Below are 14,148 nucleotides of genomic sequence, written 5' to 3' on the forward strand. Positions count from 1 at the left end.
ATTATAGACTCTATATAGAGTAAATAAAAAATCAGAGAAACTGGAATAAAGTTTCTCTGATTTTTTTTATTATATTAACTTTACCTTCCTTGGCATTGACTTTAACTCCAAACACATAAAAAGTTTCGAGTTATAGACTAAAATATGTTACGAAAGTTAAGAGTATTGATGTAATGACGATTGCAATAAGCGGTCGTATTGATTTTGTACGTAATTCTTTTAAATTAACATTTAATCCTAAACCAGTCATAGACATTGTTAAAATAAATGATGTAAAAACAGCAATGTCTGACATCGTTTTATTTGATACAGATATTTTTTGACCAAGGATGTAGCTTCCAACAAAACTCATAATAATAAAGCCAATTAAGAACCATGGGAACTCTAGTTTTGCTTCTCCGTTTAATTTTCCTTTCCGTTTCATCCAAAATAAAAGGATAAAACAAACCGGAATCAATAGAAATACACGGGCAAGTTTGGCTAGCAATGCGTGAGCAAGCGCATCCTGACCTGCAGGTGCAGCTGCTAAAGCTACATGAGCAATCTCATGAAGGCTTATTCCGACCCATGCTCCATATTCAGTTGGGCTAATTGGTAATAAAGGATAGATTAAAGTATAAATGATGGAAAATATTGTGCCGATTAATGCGATGATTCCAACGGCCATAGCTGTGTCATCATCTTTTGCTTTAATAATTGGAGATATTGCAGCAATTGCAGCAGCTCCACAAATACCAGTGCCGATACTTAATAATAGAGACAGATTAAGATCTGCTTTAAGCCATTTTGCAATAGCCATAAGAACGACAATCGAAAAAATGATAGTTCCCATACCTCTCAGTAATAAAGGTAAACCATCACTAAAAATGACAACCATGTTTAGTTTTAATCCGTACAGTATGATGGCTAATCTTAAAAGTCTTTTTGAAGAAAATTGAATTCCTGCGCGCAATTTTTCAGGATAACCAAAAAATTGTCTATATACTAAAGCAAGTAAAATGGCACATGCAAGTGGTCCAACATGATCGAACCCTGGTAACTTTGCCAATAGAAAACCTAAAACAGCAATGATGAATGTAAAAGCCACTCCATAGATCATTGCTACATTTAACTGTTTAGTAGGCTTTTTTTGTTGCTCTTGTTTAGTATTAATTATTGCCTTTTGTCCCATCTCGTTCATCTCCTAAGGTCGTTCTATATTAATTATCGTATCGAATCATTTACCATAAGGAAAATAAATTATTGTTATAGTTATAATAAGTAAATACGATAGTTAAAAAAAGCTATAAACTCACTAAAAATAAACAGAGCCTTTTAAAGTATAGGCTTTGTTTTTTTATATTTATTAGTTATTGGATAAGTGAATTTTAAAAATGTGTCTTAGTGGGGCCTTATTAAATTGAAAAGCGATCTTAATATTAGTTAGACTTACATACAAATTAAAAACTTTAATTTTATTTCATTTTTATTTATGAGTATACTTAGTGTAGTAATATTTTAAATATTCTAAATAATTAATTTATAAAACACTTTCAAGTGGTTGAAAGGGGGAGAATTCACTTAATGAGTAATAACTTATACGAAAACTTGAATAGAAGCGCGATTAATTTCCCGGATAGTATCGCTTATCTGTATGGTGATCAGTGTGTCTCGTATAGGAAATTAAATCAGCTTGTAAATCAATTTGCTGCAGGAATGTCTGCACAAGGAATAGGCAAAGGAGATGGAATTGCCCTTTTATTAGGAAATAGTCCAGAATTTCTCATTGCATACTATGGAACTTTGCGACTAGGTGCATTTGTTGTTCCAATTAATCCTTTGTTTACCCAAGATGAAATCAGCTACATATTGGAAAATAGTCAAGTAAAAGTGGTTATTGCTCATGAATCTGTTGAGCCAACGTTATCAGAACTAAAGAAACAGTTGGTTAATCTAAAGTTAGTCATTTATACAGAAGCAAAGAATCAGGAATGGACATGGAAGCACCTTATGAAATCGGGAACAAGTGTAATTGGAAGTCCATGCATTGATCAAGAAGATCTAGCAGTTATTCTGTACACATCAGGTACTACAGGCAAACCAAAGGGTGCAATGCTGACACATCGAAATTTAGTATCGAATGCAGATTCTATTTCAAAATTACTTGAACTGGATGAAAACGATCGAGTAGTTGCTGTACTGCCAATGTTTCATGTTTTCTGTATGACGGTTTGTTTGAACGCACCAATTGCTTGTGGCTCAACAGTTTTAATTCTGTATAAATTCAGTCCTGTCGATGTAGTCAATACCATTCAAAAAAGAAATGCCACTGTATTTGCAGGAGTACCTACGATGTACAATTTTATCAATCAATTACCTGATGCTTCGTCAGAGCATTTCAAATCCATCCGTATTTGTATTTCAGGTGGTGCTTCAATTCCTGTAGAGCTTCTACAAAAATTTGAAAGTAAGTTCAGTGTACCTATATTAGAGGGATATGGACTTTCAGAAACAGCACCACTTGTTGCAATTAATCCGTTAAAAGGAATTAGGAAACCAGGTTCAATCGGAAAGAATATCCCAGGTGTTCAAAGCAAAGTAGTAGATAAATTTGGAGAAGAATTACCAAAAGGAGAGGTTGGAGAATTAGTTGTTCAAGGACCAAATGTAATGAAGGGATATTTAGGGATGCAGGAAGCTACATTGGCAGCTTTTAAAAACGGGTGGTTTTACACTGGAGATCTCGCAACAATGGACGAAGATGGATACATCTACATTGTTGACCGAAAGAAGGACATGATTATTGTTGGAGGATACAATGTTTATCCTCGTGAAGTGGAAGAAGTATTATATCAACATCCCGCAGTTGTAGAGGCAGCAGTAGTTGGTGTACCTAATAAAGAATACGGAGAAAGTGTAAAAGCATACGTCGTAGTTAAAGATGAGCTGTTTACAGAGAATGATATTATTCAATTTTGTAAAGATAAGCTAGTAAAATACAAGCTTCCTAAATATATAGAATTTTTTAAAGAGCTACCAAAGAATTCAACTGGGAAGATTTTGCGTAGAGAGTTAAGAGAATTGACTGAAGTAAAGTAATTAAATAAATCATTCATAAAGGGAGGATTCATTATGTCAACAATTTTAAAGGAAAAGGTTAAAGGGCCAGTAGCTTGGAAAGGAACAGACCTAGCAAAAGATGAAACTTGGATTTATTACTTATCTAAGGAAACAATTGTTGAGCTTGAAAATGCACTAGCCCATGTTAAACAAAAAGGGTTAAAAGCACCAAACTTTAACAAAGAAGACTTCCAAGTGCCAAATCTTTTAAATGAAATTGATTACTTTGTTGAAGAACTTGAGAATGGAAGAGGATTTCTCTTAATTCGAGGTTTACCAATTGAAAGATATACAGATGAAGAAGCAAGCATCATTTATTGGGGTCTTGGCCTTCATATGGGTACTCCAGTCTCGCAAAATGCTAATGGTGAACTTTTAGGGCACGTTAGAGATCAAGGTCTTAGTTTAGAAAATTCAAACGTTCGCGGATACCAAACGAAATTGCATCTTCCTTTTCACGCTGATGGTTCTGATGTAGTAGGTTTGTTAAGTCTACGAAAAGGGAAATCAGGTGGGGAGAGTAGCATTATAAGCTCGATGGCAGTTTACAATGAGATTTTAGAGAAGAACCCTGAATATTTAGGAATACTTTGTCGTCCTTTTAACTTTGATCGCCGTGGAGAAGAAGGACCAGGAGAATCGCCAATATTTACTTCACCAATTTTTAGTTACTATGACGGAAAACTAAGTTGTCGATATGTTCGTTTATTTATCGAATCAGCACAAGCGAAAACGGGTATCCATTTATCGAAAGTTGAAATTGAAGCATTAGATTTACTGGACTCTCTTCTTCATGATGAAGACTTACATTTCAATATGATGTTGGAGCCTGGCGATATGCAATTTGTAAATAATTATACGGTGCTTCATTCAAGAACTCAATATGAAGATTATGAAGAACTAGATCAAAAACGCCATTTGCTAAGATTATGGCTCACGATGCCAAATGGCCGTGAAATTTCTCCGGATTTCGCAATGTTTTTTGACGAAAATACTGGAAAACCTGGTCGTGGCGGAGTACCTGCACGTAATAAAACAGCGGGCGGTATTGTTGAAACTTTAAAGTAATTTTACTTTAGTAAGAATGAGTGTGAAAAGTGAGGATATACTTGTATGTCAAAAACTCCAAAGTATGCTTGGGTAATTTTATTATTTCTAGTTCTTACCGGTATGATCAACCAAGTAGATAAAATTATCATTGGTTTGGTTTCGGTTCCTTTAATGAAAGAATTACATTTAAGTCCAACAAAATGGGGACTTATAGGAAGTTCATTTTTTTGGTTTTTTACATTTTCCTCAATGATACTTGGAGGAATGGCTGATTCGAAAAATACGAAAAAAATGCTGACATGGCTGTCGTTGGTTTGGTTAATTGTTCAGTTTGCAACACCTTTTGCTTCTAGCTTAACTTTGCTTTTGATAACAAGAATGTTTTTAGGATTAGGTGAAGGTCCAGCTCCAGCTCTTTCTACAGCAATCATGGGAAAATGGTTCCCAAAGCACAGGCATGGTATAGGTTTTGGTGCAGTTCTTTTAGGAACGACCGGGGGTTCGGCAATTGCTTCTCCATTATTAATATCAATCATTGATAAACATGGGTGGAAATCGGCATTTATAGTGATGGGTGCTCTTGGACTGTTCGTATTAGTTTTATGGTTAATTTTCGGTAAAGAAAGTCCAACAGAAATTGGACTAACAGCTATTCATCAAATGGAGCACAAGTCTAGCCTTCCTAAAGTATCAATGCGAAAATTTTTTCCGCATCTATTTTCTAAAAACTTTATATTAACCGTTTTGTGTGGTGGCTGTGCATATTGGTTATTATCCATTCAGGCAGTATGGTTACCGTCATATTTTACAAAAATTCAACAGTTTGACTCTCAGACTTTAAAACTAGCGGTATCATTGCCTTTTCTTTTTGCAGCTTTTTGCCAAATTGGATTTTCTATGCTATCTGATCGTCTTTATCGCAAAACAGGCAATATTCGTAAAGCCCGTATTAATCTTGCGGGTCTTATGATGATGTTATCTTCTATTTGTCTATATCTAGCGATAACCGTGAATTCGGTTACTATGTCTATTGTTTTCTTTACACTCGCACCTGGTTTTGCATATGTAATTCTTTCACTTGCTCCCGCTATATTGATCGAGTTCTTTTCTCACGAGAACATTGGAAAAGCACAGGGTGCATTCATTGCTTTTGCAAGTATAGCTAGTATTATCGCTCCACTAGTCTTCGGATACTTTATCCAACATGCACTAACTGAAGCAGTAGGTTATAAATACGCCTTTGGCTTTTCTTCATTAGGAATGCTAATTATAGGAATCGTATTTTGGCTTGGTGTGCATCCTGAAAATCAAAGAAATGCAATAAATGAGTCGGGGGAGCAGATGAGCAGTTAAAAGTGATCTGTAAGTACTTAGAAATATGAGTTTTGAATAATAACTACTTGGCTATTAAATTAGTAATCTTCAATTTCGAAGGAGGAGTTTTAATGTCAAACATTTTATATGAAAAAATTCAAGGGCGATCTGCTTGGAAGGGTAATGATCTTGCTAATGATGAATCATGGATTTATTTTTTAACCGACACAACAATTGCTGCACTTGAGAAGGCTGTATTATGTGTTCAACAAAGAGGTTTAAAAGCACCTGATTTTAAAAAGGAAGATTTTCAAATTCCTGATCTAGCTGACGAAATTAAATACTTTGTTGACGAATTAGAGAATGGAAGAGGTTTTTTGTTAATCCGTGGTTTGCCAATGGATCGTTATTCTGATGAAGAAGCAAGTATCATTTACTGGGGGCTTGGACTCCATTTAGGACTGCCAATCATCCAAAGTAAAAATGGTGAACTCCTAGGTCATATTAAAAATGTAGGCAAGGATTTTAACGATAATACAAAAGTACGTGGTTACCAAACAAATGTACATCTTGATTATCATACAGACCTTGCTGATGTGGTCGGATTACTATGTCTTCGTAAAGCAAAATCTGGTGGTTTAAGTAGTATCGTAAGTGCGATGTCCATCTATAATGAAATTCTAGAAAAACGCCCAGAATATCTTGAAATTCTCTATCGTTCATTTGCCCATGACCTTCGCGGAGAGGAAACGCCCGGTCAATCTCCTGTCGTTCAATCACCAATCTTTAGCTATTTCGATGGTAAATTAAGCTGCAGATATATTCGCCAGTATGTCCAATCAGCACAAACGAAAACAGGTATTCTTTTGTCGGAAGAGGAAATTGAAGCATTTGATTTTATTGATTCCCTTACTCATGATAAAAATTTTCATATCGATATGATGATGGAACCAGGTGACATGCAATTCGTTAATAATTATACTGTTTTCCATTCACGTACTCATTTTGAAGATTTCGAGGAAGAGGATAAAAAACGTCATTTATTAAGATTATGGCTTATGATGCCAAATGGTCGTAAAATTGCTCCAGGTTTTGAGTTTTATATTGGTGGGGCACCCATAAATAGCTAAGGAGCTAGTGGGAATTTAGCTTATTGTGTAATTGGTGATTTTATTCAAGTAATAACGTGGATAAGATCACCAATTTATTGTTGCTAACTAATTTTCTGTTTAAAAGTTTAGGTTAGGGAAATTAAAACAAGAGAGGTTGATGTTTTTTGGTAAAGTTAGATCCGCAAGCAGAGAAGTTTTTAAATGCACTAAAAAAGATGCCACCTATTCATGAACTGGAACCTAAAATTGTAAGAGAAATGCTATCAAAGTCTCCACGTCCTCTTGTAAATTTAGAAGCATTATCAAAAGTAGAGGACTTTATAATTCAAGTAAGTAATGATGAAGTAATTAACTGCCGAGTTTACACACCAGATGGTCAAGGTCCCTTTCCGATATTCATATACTACCATGGTGGGGGATGGGTTCTTGGGGATATTGAATCAACGGATGCAAGCTGTCGCTTAATTGCTAATAGAACGAAGAGTATTGTTGTATCCGTAAACTATCGCCTTGCACCAGAATACAAGTTTCCGACAGCAGTGGAAGATGCATATTCTGCTTTGGTGTGGGCTTATAAAAATGGTATCTCCTTTAATGGGGATGTCTCTAGATTGATCGTTGGTGGAGATAGTGTAGGTGGAAATCTTGCTACAGTCGTTACAATGATTGCAAGAGACAGAATGGGTCCTAGCATTACTGGACAAGTTTTAATCTATCCCTCAACAAATCTTGAGTTTAATACAGAGTCACATCAACTTTTTGCAAAAGGATTTGGTTTAGATCGAGAACAGCTAATTTGGTTCCGAACTCATTATTTAAGAAATGAAGAGGATAAGAAAGATGAGTTCGCTTCTCCGTTAATAGCAAAAGACTTAAGCGGCCTTCCAAAAGCATTAATCATTACGGCAGAAAATGATGTACTACGGGATGAAGGAGAAGCCTATGCCAGTCGGCTGAAAGAGTTTGGAGTACAGGTTGAATATGCTTGTGAACCTGGAATGATCCACGGCTATTTTGTACATATGGCAATTTTTTCGAACAATATTGAATCAACGGTTTCTAAGATTGATAAATTTTTACGATCAGACTGTGACAAACGCTTGCAATCAGTCTGAGAATCATGTTTTTGGAATTTGTTTACACACTTAAGGAGCCTCAAAAAATTGTGAGGCTCTATTTCTTTGAACTATTAACTAACTTATAAACTATGAAACCTTAAAACCATTTCAAATAAGTATATTAGAAATAAACAGTATTTCCGATGCCGCCAGTTACTGGTATTACTTCTCCAGTTATTGATGCTGATAAAGGTGATGCTAGGAAAGTAACGACGTAAGCAATCTCCTCTGGAGTAATCAAGCGACCGAGAGAATTTAGTGACTTAACTTGTTGAATTGCTTCCTCATTTGTTACTTTCTCTCTAAAAGTTTCTGTATCAACAATTCCAGGATATATTGCATTGACGTTAATTCCATGCTTTCCTAATTCCATTGATGCAGATTTTGTTAAATGTACGACAGAAGCATTACGAGGACCAGAGCTAAAGTAATTGCCGCCAATCCTAGCAGCTAGTCCACTAATATTAATAATTCGTCCCCACTTGTTTTCAATCATATGTGGAGCAACGGCTCTAATACTACGAAAATACCCCATATATTTTTCTTCAAAATCCTTTATAATAAGTTCCTCTTTAATACTATTAAAGTCTTCTGGCTCATGTCCTCCAACACGGGCTCCACTGTTAATTAATATATCTATGCTACCCATTATTGTTGCAGATTTTTCTACTAGATTTAAGATGGAGTCAGGATCTGTAGTGTCAGCTACAATCGGATAAATGTTTCGATTAGTTTCTTGTGCCAGTTCTTCTGCTGCAATCTTTAGCGTGGATTCATTTCTTGAACAAATCGTACAATCAACACCTTCAAGAGCTAGCTGGCGGGCAACAGCTTTACCAATACCTCGACTACCTCCAACAATAAGTGCTTTTTTTCCTGCTAATTTTAAGTCCATTGTTCAGCCTCCAGTTCAATTCAATAGCACTACAAAAAAATTATAGTATTTACTCATTTCTATCTTCATTCTACCTATAAATAATATTTATATAAAATTAAAGATTTTAATTTGTAATTTAGTTGTGCTAATATATCATGGTGTTAAAATTCCCCATGCACTTTGGTACATATTTCATATATTAGTAGTATTTACATGTAAGTTAAAATGTTTAATTTTATTTAACTGAAAATTATGAATATAATAAATATAAAGAATATTTTAATGTAATTAAAGTGAATCTATGTAAACAAAGGGGGGAGGCATCTTTGTCATTTGGTAAAGAAGGTGATAGAACATTTTTGAAAGCGCTTTACCAAAAAAAGAAGAGTTGTTATTTTGTTATAAATGTTTTAGTTAGAAACAGGTTGTTTTTTTAGAGATGTTCAATAATTGGATAGAAAGAAGGGAGATTTTTTTGAACACACCAAAATATTCTTGGATTATTTTATTAATTCTAGTTGCTTCTGGCATGGTTAATCAAGTTGATAAAATCATCATAGGTTTAGTTTCGGTTCCGTTAATGAAAGAATTACATTTAAGTCCATCACAATGGGGATTAGTTGGAAGCTCGTTTTTTTGGTTCTTTACGATCTCTTCTTTCATTCTTGGTGGCATGGCTGATTCTAAAAACACGAAAAAGATGTTTACTTGGATAATGTTAATATGGTTAATCGTTCAATTTACAACACCTTTTGTATCTAGTTTATCTCTATTAATGTTTTCAAGAATGCTATTGGGAGCAGGGGAAGGACCAGCTATTTCTATTTCAACTTCAATAATTGGAAAATGGTTTCCTAAACATAGACATGGTATCGGTTTTGGGGCAGTGCTCTTTGGGGCTACAATCGGGCCTGCAATTGCTTCTCCACTACTAATCTCACTAATTAATCAATATAGTTGGAAAGCCGCTTTTATAGCAATGGGAGCAGTCGGAAGTATTGTTCTACTTTTATGGATCATTTTTGGAAAAGAGAGCCCAAAAGATATCGGCATCTCTGCATATGAGCAAGTGGGTAAAAACTCAGTGATCCCAAATAAAGTTTCATGGAAGCAGTTTTTTCCTCATATTTTTTCTAAGAATTTTATTTTTACTGCAGTTTGTGCAGGCTGTGCATATTGGTTATTGTCTGTTCAGGCGGTTTGGTTTCCAGCATACTTTTCGAAAGTTCAACATTTTGATGGTAAAACATTAAAAATGGCAGTGTCTCTACCTTTTCTCTTTGCAGCTATTTGCCAAATTGCATTTGCCCTAATTTCAGACCGTATTTACCGCAAAACAAATGATATTCGAAAAGCAAGAATAAATCTTGCAGGAATTTCAATGATGTCATCCGCTATTTGTTTATATATTGGAAGTGTCGCAAATTCAAGTGCAATTTCCATCCTATTCTTCATCCTTGCACCCGGTTTTGCAATTGTCATTCTTTCACTAGCACCAGCAATGTTAATGGAGTTCTTTTCACCTAAAAACATTGGAAAAGCCCAAGGGACATATGTTGCTATATCAAGTTCAACGAGTATTATTGCTCCTGTTATATTTGGTAATTTTATTGAAAATGCAGGAAGTGAATCAATGGGATATGGTTACGGATTTTTAGTGACGTCTTTAGTCATGTTTGTTTTCGGATTAATATTTTGGATTGCTGTGCGTCCTGCTAAGCAATCAAGCACTACGATTAAGGTAGAGGAACAAGTCATTATATAAAAGTATGAATTAATCGAGGAGGAAAGATAATGTGTAAAAATAGAAGAGTCACTGATGGAATCGATTGTTGTGTAGAATGTCATGTAGAATTATCCATTATGGAGAGAAATCGTAGTAATTGTTGGAGTTGTCAGGATAAAATAATTGAAACTTACGCTGATGACCATATCAATATTGAAACAGAAGTCAAAACTAAGCAAAATATTAGTTCTTGAAAATAAAAAGAGAAGCTCCCGCGTCCACTTTGAACGCAGTTGCTTCTCTTTTTTTAACTATTAATAATTTCTGATTTTAGAAAATGAATATATTTGTTAGCGTATGTAGATAAATGTTTATCTTCTGATCGGACTAATCCTAAAGAAATGTTAACAGTACTATGGTTCACTAAATCGATTGGAATAATATCACCATTAATGACTGATGGATAATTTTGCATGACAAAATCAGGAGCAAATGTAATTGCCAAGTTTTCATTGACCGCTTGGAGAAGTCCAGCCATATTGTTTGTTGTAAATAGAATTTTCAAAGGTTTATATTTGTTAAAAAAATCTTGGATAAAATATTGCATCAATTCGCCTTTATATATGACGAGCGTTTGATCAAAAATGTCTTCTGGGGTTACAGAACCCAGAATGGCTAAAGGAGAATGCTTTGAAACGTATACTTTTTGCTTTCCATCTAGTAGTGCTTCAAACGTGATCCCTTCCATATTTACCCCTAAATCACTTGAATATGTAATTAGGCCAAAATCAGTCTTATGCTGTCTAACATCATCAATCACTGACGTACCACTTTTTTCAGTAACCTCAAGATTTACATGAGGATATTCTTGGCTAAATGTAGAGATTGCTTTAACGAGAAATGTCATTAAACCTGGTAAAGAAGATATATTAAGCTCACCCACCTCCGTGGAGTTAAATAAGTTAGCAGTCTCCTTTATTTCTTCAAGTTTTTTTTGAACCTCATAAGCAAGTTTTAAAATGACTTTTCCCTCATCAGTTGGAACCGCGCCATGTCCCCGAGAACGTTTAAATACTTTAATTTCTAGCTCTTTTTCTAAGTTAGTTATGGACTGGCTAATTGTTGATTGTGTAACATGCAAATTTTGTGCAGCTACTGACAAGGAACTGTATTTTGCAACTTCAACGATATAGATTAATTGTTCAATATTCATGGTCGTCCCCTTTTTTTAATATTAATAATACTAACTTACACATTAAAATCTTTAATTTTTTTTCATTATAATTTATATGTATAATCAATATCAATAAGATTTTAAAATAATTAGAATATTCGTAATTTACGGAGGGGAAGTAGAATGTCAATAGCACAATTATTTGATTTAACAGGAAAGACAGCAATTGTTACAGGAGGCGGGAGTGGGCTAGGGCGTGTAATGGCAATAGCTTTAGCAGAAGCGGGGGCAAATGTAGTAGTTTGTTCTAGACGTTTAGAAGTTTGCGAAGAAGTCGTGAAAGAAATAGAGGCATTAGGCAGCCGAGCGTTAGCTATATCCTTAGATGTAACTAGTCCCGAATCAATTGAAAAAGGACTGAAACAAGCTATTTCTCAATTTGGAAGTATCGAAGTTTTAGTAAATAGTAGTGGAACTGTTTTTGAAACGCCAGCTACTGAAATGCCTTTAGAACAATGGCAATCCATGCTTGACACGAATGTTACAGGAACTTTTTTAATGTGTCAGGCAGTCGGTAAACATATGATTAATAACGAATATGGAAAAATCATCAATATTTCTTCTAGTATAGGCTTTAAAGGAGTTGACCCTGAAGCTGTAGATTCTGTTGGATATACAACAAGTAAGGGTGCCGTTATGACTTTAACAAAGGACTTAGCAGTTAAGTGGGGGCGTCATGGTGTTAATGTAAACTCAATTGCTCCTGGCGTTTTCACTACAGGAATGAATAATCCAGAAATACCGGGAACTCTTGTTCACAAAGCAGGTCCATTCATTGCTACTCAAGTTCCACTTAGAAGATTAGGTAATGATCTTGATTTGGTAGGTGCGACCCTTTACTTTGCTTCAGCTGCTTCTGACTATTGTACAGGACAAATATTAGTTCTTGATGGGGGCCTTGGTACTAAGTAAAATTCATCAATGTAATCTAGTAATATAGTTTAGCAAAACTTAAATGCAAGTTAGAAATACTAATTTTACTTAACGGAAAATTATAAATATACTGATAATAACAAATTCGAAGTAGTTTTAACTTGTCATACAAATGTAAGGGACTACTATAAACGAATTTAAAAAACAAGTTGGAAGAGGGGATTTAAGTGAGTAATGTAAAGGATGTAAAAGAAGTATTAGTTCACCATGCTGGAAATATTAATGTAGATGAATTGCCTTGGATTCCTTATTTTGGAGATTCGAAGTTTAAATTATTGAAAGCAAACCCTGTAACAGGACAAACCCTTACATTATTATATGTACCTGCGAAAATGCAGCTTCCTGCACATTTCCATCCTGGAACAGTTATTGTATATACTGTTCAAGGAACGTGGCGATATCTAGAAGAGTCTTGGATTTCTAAACCAGGTGACGTTGTTTATGAGCCTGCTGGATCAAAACATACACCTACAGCTGTAGGTGACGAAGATGTTATTACCTTTAATATTGTAGAAGGAACATTGGATTATATCGGTGAGAATGGCGAAATTCTTGCTAGAGATAATTGGGAAACATTTTTAAATAGATACTATGAATATTGTGCAGCTGAAGGTATCGAACCTGTTGATGTGACTAAATTTTAAAAATAGTGAATGAAAGAGAATCTAAAAACGTCCAGTGACGTACAGGATTCTCTTTTCTTATGAATAGTAATCGTAAGATGTTTGTATATAAGCATGACTAACTTGTAGATTAAATTCTTTAATTTTATTTAACTATTATTTATGAGTATAATTAGTTACAAACTAATAATTTTAAAATTTGTAATATTTAAAATAAAGGAGGTTTATCTAAATATGTCAACTGAAACAGTGTTAATTACAGGCGCTACAAAAGGTATTGGCTTGGAATTTGCAAAAATCTTTGCGGGACATCGCTATAATTTAGTTTTAGTTGCTAGAGATGAGTTGTTGTTGGAAAAACAAGCTGTTTTTTTAAAAAAGGAATACGGGGTAGAAGTTAATACTTTTGTCGGTGATCTAAGTAATCATGAAACTGTAGAGAGCTTGTATACATATCTAAAAAGAGAAGGAACCCCTATCGATATATTGATTAATAATGCCGGAGCGGGCGGATTAGGGTTAATGACAGAATTAGATATTAAGAAAGAAATAGAATGTTTGCAGCTGAATATGATTTCCTTAACTTATTTAACTAGACTTATAGCTGATGAAATGATTAAGCGAAATAACGGTAAAATTTTAAATGTTGCTTCGACAGCAGCTTTTCAACCAACTCCACGGATGTCGATGTATGGGGCAAGTAAATCCTATGTTTTATCTTTTACAGAAGCGATAGCCGAAGAACTAAAAGATACTGGAGTTCAAGTTAGTGTATTATGTCCTCCGTCAACAAAGACACCACTTACTGAGGGACTTGCTTCAACAGGAACAAAAATTTTCATTAAAAACTTAATGGACCCTAAAGCAGTTGCCAAATGTGGTTACGATGGTTTAATGAAAAATAAAACAGTGATCATTCCAGGCTTTAAAAATAAACTGATGGCAAAGTCTGTTGGAATACTGCCAAGGAAGTGGGTAACTACTTATACTCGAAAGATGATTGAGGAAAAAGTGTAAGTAGCCATAGGTGATACTAAGATATAACGAAGAGAGGGACCGTGA

At 34.7% G+C, this 14,148-nt stretch carries 12 protein-coding genes; 9 read left to right on the top strand and 3 right to left on the bottom strand.

Annotation, left to right across the window (positions count from 1 at the left end; translation table 11 throughout):
- Positions 1 to 130: 130 nt before the first annotated feature.
- On the bottom strand, positions 131 to 1,099 hold the full coding sequence (locus CN514_RS04775; protein ID WP_286141571.1) for a YeiH family protein: 969 nt from the start codon (positions 1,097 to 1,099) through the stop codon (positions 131 to 133).
- A gap of 464 nt (positions 1,100 to 1,563) precedes the next feature.
- Here CN514_RS04775 and CN514_RS04780 point away from each other — a divergent pair, with 464 nt between their 5' ends.
- The 5 genes from CN514_RS04780 (at position 1,564) to CN514_RS04800 (ending at position 7,690) form a co-directional block, all read left to right on the top strand.
- Positions 1,564 to 3,078: a long-chain-fatty-acid--CoA ligase gene (locus tag CN514_RS04780; protein WP_098231613.1), complete on the top strand. Its 1,515-nt coding sequence runs from the start codon at positions 1,564 to 1,566 to the stop codon at positions 3,076 to 3,078.
- A 33-nt stretch (positions 3,079 to 3,111) separates the two neighbouring features.
- A complete protein-coding gene (locus tag CN514_RS04785) occupies positions 3,112 to 4,167 on the top strand; it encodes a TauD/TfdA family dioxygenase (protein ID WP_098231614.1) in 1,056 nt (351 codons plus the stop codon).
- A gap of 45 nt (positions 4,168 to 4,212) precedes the next feature.
- A complete protein-coding gene (locus CN514_RS04790) occupies positions 4,213 to 5,502 on the top strand; it encodes an MFS transporter (protein ID WP_098231615.1) in 1,290 nt (429 codons plus the stop codon).
- Between the two features lie 92 nt (positions 5,503 to 5,594).
- Entirely contained in the window at positions 5,595 to 6,593 is a 999-nt protein-coding gene (locus tag CN514_RS04795; RefSeq protein WP_098231616.1) for a TauD/TfdA family dioxygenase, read from the top strand.
- A gap of 146 nt (positions 6,594 to 6,739) precedes the next feature.
- Positions 6,740 to 7,690: an alpha/beta hydrolase gene (locus CN514_RS04800; protein WP_098231617.1), complete on the top strand. Its 951-nt coding sequence runs from the start codon at positions 6,740 to 6,742 to the stop codon at positions 7,688 to 7,690.
- Between the two features lie 124 nt (positions 7,691 to 7,814).
- Here CN514_RS04800 and CN514_RS04805 read toward each other — a convergent pair whose 3' ends face one another.
- Complete coding sequence (locus CN514_RS04805) at positions 7,815 to 8,588, bottom strand: SDR family NAD(P)-dependent oxidoreductase (RefSeq protein WP_098231618.1); 774 nt, start codon at positions 8,586 to 8,588, stop codon at positions 7,815 to 7,817.
- Positions 8,589 to 9,045: 457 nt separating this feature from the next.
- Between CN514_RS04805 and CN514_RS04810 the strand changes: the two genes are divergently transcribed.
- Positions 9,046 to 10,335 (top strand): MFS transporter, encoded by a 1,290-nt coding sequence (locus CN514_RS04810; RefSeq protein WP_098231619.1) that lies wholly within the window; start codon positions 9,046 to 9,048, stop codon positions 10,333 to 10,335.
- 268 nt (positions 10,336 to 10,603) lie between these two features.
- Here CN514_RS04810 and CN514_RS04820 read toward each other — a convergent pair whose 3' ends face one another.
- Positions 10,604 to 11,509 carry a LysR family transcriptional regulator gene (locus tag CN514_RS04820; RefSeq protein ID WP_098231621.1) on the bottom strand — a complete coding sequence of 302 codons (906 nt, stop codon included), beginning with the start codon at positions 11,507 to 11,509 and terminating at the stop codon, positions 10,604 to 10,606.
- A 144-nt stretch (positions 11,510 to 11,653) separates the two neighbouring features.
- Here CN514_RS04820 and CN514_RS04825 point away from each other — a divergent pair, with 144 nt between their 5' ends.
- From CN514_RS04825 to CN514_RS04835, 3 genes are all read left to right on the top strand, one after another.
- Entirely contained in the window at positions 11,654 to 12,442 is a 789-nt protein-coding gene (locus CN514_RS04825; protein ID WP_098231622.1) for an SDR family NAD(P)-dependent oxidoreductase, read from the top strand.
- A gap of 188 nt (positions 12,443 to 12,630) precedes the next feature.
- On the top strand, positions 12,631 to 13,107 hold the full coding sequence (locus CN514_RS04830) for a 2,4'-dihydroxyacetophenone dioxygenase family protein (RefSeq protein WP_098231623.1): 477 nt from the start codon (positions 12,631 to 12,633) through the stop codon (positions 13,105 to 13,107).
- 213 nt (positions 13,108 to 13,320) lie between these two features.
- Positions 13,321 to 14,103, top strand: a complete 783-nt coding sequence (locus tag CN514_RS04835; RefSeq protein WP_098231624.1) for an SDR family NAD(P)-dependent oxidoreductase — start codon at positions 13,321 to 13,323, stop codon at positions 14,101 to 14,103.
- Positions 14,104 to 14,148 lie beyond the last annotated feature (45 nt).

Origin of the sequence: Bacillus sp. AFS001701 (assembly GCF_002559405.1) — a bacterium.
Classification (GTDB): domain Bacteria; phylum Bacillota; class Bacilli; order Bacillales; family Bacillaceae_G; genus Gottfriedia.